The 5934-nt window shown below is 40.0% G+C and carries 6 protein-coding genes; 4 read left to right on the top strand and 2 right to left on the bottom strand.

What is annotated here, in order from left to right:
• Positions 1 to 19: 19 nt before the first annotated feature.
• Together NL626_RS22830 and NL626_RS22825 are read right to left on the bottom strand one after the other, a co-directional pair.
• Entirely contained in the window at positions 20 to 397 is a 378-nt protein-coding gene (locus NL626_RS22830; RefSeq protein WP_253657772.1) for a TIR domain-containing protein, read from the bottom strand.
• A 19-nt stretch (positions 398 to 416) separates the two neighbouring features.
• Positions 417 to 1274, bottom strand: coding sequence for a TIR domain-containing protein (locus NL626_RS22825; protein WP_053807542.1), 858 nt, complete (start codon positions 1272 to 1274; stop codon positions 417 to 419).
• A gap of 851 nt (positions 1275 to 2125) precedes the next feature.
• Between NL626_RS22825 and NL626_RS22820 the strand changes: the two genes are divergently transcribed.
• The 4 genes from NL626_RS22820 to NL626_RS22805 all read left to right on the top strand — a co-directional run bounded on the left by NL626_RS22820 (position 2126) and on the right by NL626_RS22805 (position 5920).
• Positions 2126 to 2488: a hypothetical protein gene (locus NL626_RS22820; protein WP_253657771.1), complete on the top strand. Its 363-nt coding sequence runs from the start codon at positions 2126 to 2128 to the stop codon at positions 2486 to 2488.
• A gap of 10 nt (positions 2489 to 2498) precedes the next feature.
• Positions 2499 to 3701, top strand: coding sequence for a site-specific integrase (locus tag NL626_RS22815; protein WP_253657770.1), 1203 nt, complete (start codon positions 2499 to 2501; stop codon positions 3699 to 3701).
• Positions 3702 to 4335: 634 nt separating this feature from the next.
• Entirely contained in the window at positions 4336 to 5712 is a 1377-nt protein-coding gene (locus NL626_RS22810) for a hypothetical protein (protein ID WP_253657769.1), read from the top strand.
• Between the two features lie 16 nt (positions 5713 to 5728).
• Positions 5729 to 5920 carry a hypothetical protein gene (locus NL626_RS22805; RefSeq protein ID WP_253657768.1) on the top strand — a complete coding sequence of 64 codons (192 nt, stop codon included), beginning with the start codon at positions 5729 to 5731 and terminating at the stop codon, positions 5918 to 5920.
• Positions 5921 to 5934: the final 14 nt, after the last annotated feature.

Genomic DNA, 5934 nt, shown 5'->3' with positions numbered 1-5934 from the left:
GGGTATGGAGGAACTGTTATTACAATGCATCTACAAAAGTTTTAATACCAGACCACGTCCAAGATATTTTTCTTACACCATTTAACTCTAAAGGTGCATCATTCGTAGTTGCATCACCGATATATACCCCAATCAAGGGGATATTTTCTTCTTTAGCGCATTTAATTTCCCAAAGAGCGCCGTCAGCATTTTTCAGATGTTTAGTAATCAGAACTACTACCCCATCACAACCTTTAATTCTCGCTCGACATTGAGTTTTCCAAGAACTGCTCCATGGCTGTTTCACTGACATATCTACTAATTCGTAAGGAACCCTTTCGGCTTTAGCTTGGCCGACAAAAAGATCCCTCATGCGTTCATCTTCGATAGCAAAGCTAGTAAAAATTCTTTTTGGCATAGGACTTGTCTCACTTCTATTATTTGCATATTAATTGTTCAATATAGGAGACTGTGACTTTCCAATCTACTTTAGAAATCACATATATAACTTCTAATGCAATAACGACGGATACAAACACTCTAAATCGACTAACAACAGTCGCTTCTGTTTCGGTATTAGAGGTATAACCAACTTGCTTTTGTAAAATGTTCCATTCATTTTCAAACATATTTGTTCTGAGTTGCTTCTCGATCTGGTCTATGACCGCAAACTTCCCTGTGTTCAACTTGCCATATGAACGCACAAGCTTTTCCCAAAGAAATGTGACCATGAAGGCCATAGAAGCCAGCATTAACATGCCTAAAGCGCCTATAACTGAAAATTCGAGAGCTTTACCTACAACAAGAGAGAGAGAAAGAATAGAAGATGTTACGGTAAAAAATAAGTTGTTAACCCTCATTCTTTGATCGGTTACTTTTTCTGTAGAACCAACCATGATTTTGTATTGTTCTAGAAGAAGTTGACGATCTTCTTCGTAAGTTTTTTCTAAGTATTTCCAACAGTTACTGGTCTCTCTAAATACTGGAAAGCCTTGACAAAAGAGAACGGAATCTTCGCTGGCATTATGGAGTTTTATACCAATAATCTGTTTATTTAGGCTCTTAGCTTTGGCGTATTCCCACTTCATCGGATCACTTTTAAAAGTATCTTTCCCGATTAGAAAAATGACAAAATCAACTTCCTTAAAGTGTTTTTCAACTTTATCTTTCCAATTGTCAGAATGTTCAGTTTCTCGAATGATCGCTATAGAGTCCTCTGAAGCCGTCAGTAGAGAGTCCAAAACACTGGTAGCACTCTCTGCATCATCAGTTCTACTGCAAACAAATATCTTCAAGGCTAATTCTCCTAGTACTGAACGTTCATATGTTGATAGACAGCCTAACCATGATAACAGATTTTATCTAGGCGATTGGCCCAGTAATAAACACTATAAGTACATGGTAACCGATTCATAGAACTAACAAATTCAACTACGATAGCACGACTTAGTTCTGCCGATAATAAGACGGGACTAATTTGGGAGTGGCAACTCCTAATAACCGGGAGTTTAAGTTAATCCATACTGCTCTTTAAGCCTTGTGTGCACGTATTTACGTAGTACTGCCGCAATGCTAGACAACGTCGTAGTTTCTAGAACATTTGTCTTACCCTCATATTGGTAACGCCAATCGGAAAAAAACTGTACTATTTCTTTTTAAATCAGAAACAAAATCCCCCCTCTAATTCAGTGCACCTCACATGCTTCTACGATGCCCTTTTGCGTATCTGCATGTAAGCAATCAAACAATGCTAACAAGTTATGTCCGGCACCCGGTCCCTTGGGCTTTAGCAAGGTTTCGTCAGTAAGCTTATAAGACATGCTGACTATGTGTGTGATCTTCTTGGTGGCACTTAAACTCTTTATTAAATAACTCAATAGAAAATGCGTAACACGTGGCAACGGGAGCTGTATGAGGTATACCACTACCACAAAGAGTCTGCGCAGCGAGGTAATACTCATTGTCATGATTATAAATTGTTTCGCTAACATACTCGTCTATAAATATTTCTTTCATGTCTTTCACGAATTTTTGAGGATAAAGGAAAGTCGTGTACCAGAATTAAAGTACACGAAAAAGCTTACCGAACTAGGTTGTAAATTAAACACATATTAAAACTATGATACTGATAATCATGGAGTTAATTATGATTAAGCTAACTAATCTTCAACATATTTCAACCTTACCAATCACCATAACCTTACAAGAACAAATCAAATCCATACTCACTGAACCATTTCACGATGATGCGGAAACCCAACAAACATGGGATGAACTGCAATGTGAACTCTGGTTCCTCACATCAAAATCCGAACTCTCTGCCGTCGTCGTCGACGATATCGAAATGCTAAAGCGAGCACTTACCTACACCGAATTCAAAGACGATCTGGAGTACGGCGCCGTACTCACCCTGAGCATTGTCGAGGACTCTGGCAAGGGCATTTACCTACTGATGCCTAAGACACTCCTCACCGAATTACGCCAATACTTCTCCATCGAGAATGACTAAGGAGGCAGTGATGCAATCCCGAAAATTCAAATTCAATAAACGCCAACTCGACTCACTACCACCGACGCCGCCGACAACCAAAAGTAAGGAAACTGAATATACCGACGAGTTGTGTAGCGGGCTCAAGCTTATAATTAACCGTCAGGGGAGGAAGCGTTTCCTCTTTAGGTACACCTACAATCGGGTTAAAAAATCAATACAACTAGGTGAGTATCCAGCGCTAGACATCAACACTGCTCGCCAGATTGCCAATGACCATAAACGGGAAATTGCTCTCGGTAATGACCCCAAGGCTATTCGAGACGAAAAGCGCAACGTCCTTACGTTTCAGGAGTTCGCGGAGCTACATTACTTACCATACGCCATGATGAATAAGCTCACCGCTAAAAGTGATGCGGGTAGTCTCAAGCTCCATTTCTATCCAAAGTGGGGTAAGAAGCCTCTCACTGATATCGGTCAGCAGGACATTCAGAAATTACTTGATGGATTACTAGAGGGAAGAAAGCCTGCAACGGTGAACCGTCTGAGGTCCTTAGTTCTTCGTATGTTCCGGTTAGCAATGGAATGGGGCTATGTTGATTCTAATCCCGGTCAGTACATCAGGAAATTGAAGGAAAACAACGTAAGACAGAGATTCCTATCACGAGCTGAGGTTTCTGCCTTCATCAAGGCATGTAACGAAGAACCGAATCGCACCCAAGCCAATGCATTGAAATTTGCGCTACTAACAGGGATGCGAATCGGGGAGATTACCAGTTCGAAATGGGAGTGTCTTACCGTCGACGACGACGGCAATTGGAGCTTATTTCTACCTCACACCAAGTCGGGACTGTCGAGAACGGTCCTTCTCAACCATCTAGCCAAGGAAATCATCCATGATCAACGACGATTTCAACAACCGAAGAACCCCTATATCTTTGCCGGAGATGCACCCGGTAGACCTATCGCCCATCCGAAGAAGGCATTTGCTCGAATCAAGAAAACTGCCGGGATTACTGACAACTTCCGAATTCATGATTTGAGGCACAGCTTTGCTTCAATTTTAATCAATAGTGGTAATGCAACGCTCTATGATGTTCAGCATTTGCTGGGACATCAGTCGCCACAGACCAGTACAAGATATGCTCACTTAGCTTCGAGTAGGTTGCGAGAGGTAAGTGCTAATGTTGCTGAGTTGGTTGGGGACGCTTCAAATTCCATCAAGTTCAATTAAAAATTCCAAATGTCCTTGTTATGCATTAATATGATATGCGCAACATAAGGATTTGTTGAAGTCTGCGGTAATCCCAACCAATGTAGGCGTGGTCAAGACATTAGTTATAAAAGCTTATTGATTGCGGTTGCTTCGATTCAGATGCTTGCTTTTGCACAGCAGATGAAAGAAGTAAACGGCGGCTAGAAAGAGATTTTTAGTCCTAAGGTAGCGAAATTCCTTAGTAGGTTAGAGTTCCTTGTCGGGTAACTCTGTATCTATGACGGGTCAATCAGCTTTTTTTTCCTAAACATAAAAAGGGGTAACTATGAAACTAACCATTGAAATCGATCCATCAATCATGGCGTTAGCATTGAGATTGACTTTTTCATCAACAGTAATGCTCGTGCTCGGCTCACTTACGAGTTGTGTACCAATTGGTTAACGGTGGTGACTCAGGCGTAGGCGACAAGGAATGTAGAGTTGCCAAAACCTGAACTAGACGGTGATTTCGATTACATGCTCTAATCAAACACAGAGCAAAATGATGATAAATCATTGTTTTTTTTTATTTATAAAATAATGCATATCAACAATCTGTTCTTAAATTGAATTTCTATATTTTTGTTAATGTATAACTCCTAATGGAACTGAAGTGAATACTGTAAGCTCCGCCGCCAGCACCTCAAACATTAAATTGGATTTATTTACCCACACAAATGCGCTTTACTTATTAATAGTATTGACAGTTTTTGCTATTTATCTGATATGCACATACAAAAATTCTAAGATAGTGGTTGCTCTTGGAAATGCTGTTAGCAGTGGTTATGGTCATGTAGCCCTTGTTATATTGAGCATTTGTTGGGCAACAGCAGTATCGGTAGCTAGTAATACCCTCAAGGAGCAGTGGTTTGAAAGCAGCCCCTTGGGATGGCAAACAACATTAGTTGTACTTTCAATGTCACTGGTAGTTATTGGTGGGCTTTTACATTTATTTTCCCAGCAAAGAAAAGAAAAAGAGAGACTAGCTTCACCTCCTATAATCGCAGCACAGACAGCGTCAACACATATAAACTCTCTCATGGTTGAGTTGCATTTATGCTTAGCTGATTGGGAGCAATTAAACATACAACTCTCTGAAAATAGTCAAAATATCGATGAATTTATCGATATTTTTGAAAGTAACTTAAAAAAAGCAAAAACGGGTTGCATGAAAGCGATGGCGGATGTGGCCAAAAATTGGCATGATTCGTCAGAAATTAACATTTATTACAATGCTAATTTACTAAATATTGTATCGTCACATAAGCTTCTGAATACATTTGAAAAAAATAGAGTTTCAATTGACGACGGTCCCTATGAACTAAATATAGAAGCTATCGAACAGTCACCATTTTTTTTATTCAATGACAACTGGAAAGCGAAACTAGAACGATGTGATTATGTGATGATAAACGAACAATCCCTGAGCGTCTCATTACCTGAACAAACTAATAAAGAACCTCATCCCCCTCTTTGCATTCCGTATTCCAATGAATCACCTGCTGATGATCCACCTAAACAACCCAACCTACACGGAGCTCCATTAGCTCGCTCCCTTAATCGATTGGTCTATCTACCGGATATGTTTGAAGGTCTGGATATGGTTTTAGAAAAACTTCAAAAGTCACCAAGTCACAGTCCCTATCTAAATGAGAAGTTTAAAAGTGATTTGAGAAGGTACTACCAGTTTGACTCTGCGGGTTCTATAATTTCGATACCTCTTAGTAGATTTGATCTCAGTATCCCGGAAGAAATCGAACCCGAAGACGACTCAATTAAGTGGCCTAGAAAACTAGACGACCAATGTGCATGCATACTTAACGTCTACGTTAATAAGAGCTCAATGTTTGAAAATAGAAGGATGGCTAGTTCTTACGCCACAATAACGGAACCTATTTGTTACATACTTTCAATTTTGGTATCGTTGAGGCTAGAGTTGGTATGCCTGAAGAAGGATTTGGCAGCTGAATCTCAGGTCGAAAAGACATAACACTTAGGGAGCTAAGATGAATAACAACGCTTTATGGAATCTTACAGCAGATAGCGCAGCCCAAGAAGAAAGTGTTGTGCGCAAGCGTAAAGGTAAGACAGCGAGATTTTCTAGACATGTAATAAGACGGCGTAACTTTAAAGTTAATGAGTATGAGGCTAACGAAATAGCACCAAGTAATCGAGTACTTATTGTTACGAAATCTTAACTGACACCAACACA

It is taken from the genome of Vibrio sp. Y58_MX_L22 (assembly GCF_024181865.1).
GTDB lineage: Bacteria > Pseudomonadota > Gammaproteobacteria > Enterobacterales > Vibrionaceae > Vibrio > Vibrio alginolyticus.
This window is presented reverse-complemented; position numbering and strand designations above follow the sequence as displayed.

Excerpts from the sequence above, each read along its gene's own strand:
- NL626_RS22830 (WP_253657772.1), bottom strand. The coding sequence starts at position 397 with ATGCCAAAAAGAATTTTTACTAGCTTTGCTATCGAAGATGAACGCATG.
- NL626_RS22820 (WP_253657771.1), top strand. The coding sequence starts at position 2,126 with ATGATTAAGCTAACTAATCTTCAACATATTTCAACCTTACCAATCACC.
- NL626_RS22815 (WP_253657770.1), top strand. The coding sequence starts at position 2,499 with ATGCAATCCCGAAAATTCAAATTCAATAAACGCCAACTCGACTCACTA.
- NL626_RS22805 (WP_253657768.1), top strand. The coding sequence starts at position 5,729 with ATGAATAACAACGCTTTATGGAATCTTACAGCAGATAGCGCAGCCCAA.